The 701-nt window shown below is 41.9% G+C and carries 2 protein-coding genes; one reads left to right on the plus strand and one right to left on the minus strand.

Going from position 1 to position 701, the window contains the following annotated elements; all coding sequences use genetic code 11:
• Nucleotides 1-11: 11 nt before the first annotated feature.
• The gene (locus R7093_RS25615; RefSeq protein ID WP_005480239.1) at nucleotides 12-203 is read left to right on the plus strand and encodes a hypothetical protein; all 192 of its coding nucleotides are present in this window, start codon (nucleotides 12-14) and stop codon (nucleotides 201-203) included.
• 27 nt (nucleotides 204-230) lie between these two features.
• Here the strand turns inward: R7093_RS25615 and R7093_RS25620 are convergent.
• Nucleotides 231-701: ATP-binding protein (locus R7093_RS25620; protein WP_318147071.1), on the minus strand; the 471-nt coding region annotated here is incomplete at its 5' end.

Here is a 701-nt window from a genome sequence, read left to right on the forward strand (position 1 = left end):
AAATTATGAACATGGACAACAACCATTTCAAGGAGTTGATTGAGTCGCTCAAGGACTTAACTCCTACTCAAAAGCGATATTTGATCAGCAGAACCAAGATGTCCTTAGACGACGAGAGCGGGATGCTAAATCCGCAAGACTTGTTGACCAGAGAAGAACTAGAAGCGCTTCTGTCATCGGCTTCCACCACCGATAACAAATAAAGAACGCTAATTCGTCATGGACGAAAACTAAGAACTAGGTAAAGTGACAGAACTTTGCTTGGTTGTTAGACGCCCCTCTCTTTTAATCAATACAAACGTATTTTTTCGACCACATCTCAGTACCTGAAAACTGTCAACTAGATTACTGATTAACATTAATCCTCTTCCTGACGACATCCAGCTGTCTTCATCAAACAAGCTTGGTGCTTTTATTTCTTTATTCGTGTGCTCTTGGAAAACCGATTTTTTAATAGGACGACCGTAATCAGAAATACGCATTTCGATGTGAGTAGACTTAGAGTCAGATAAGATTGCACATTCGAGCTCAATCGGCTCGCCTTCCTGCTCATTGTAGGAGTGTATAAAGGCATTGTTCATCACCTCAACGACGCACAATTCGAGGTGTTGGACATCACTTACCAATACCTGATGCTGAAAGAGAAACTCGGCAAGCTGCTTACTTGCCTCACGGGAAGATTTCAGTGAGCTAAGAAACGT

Source organism: Vibrio sp. 1580, assembly GCF_033340055.1.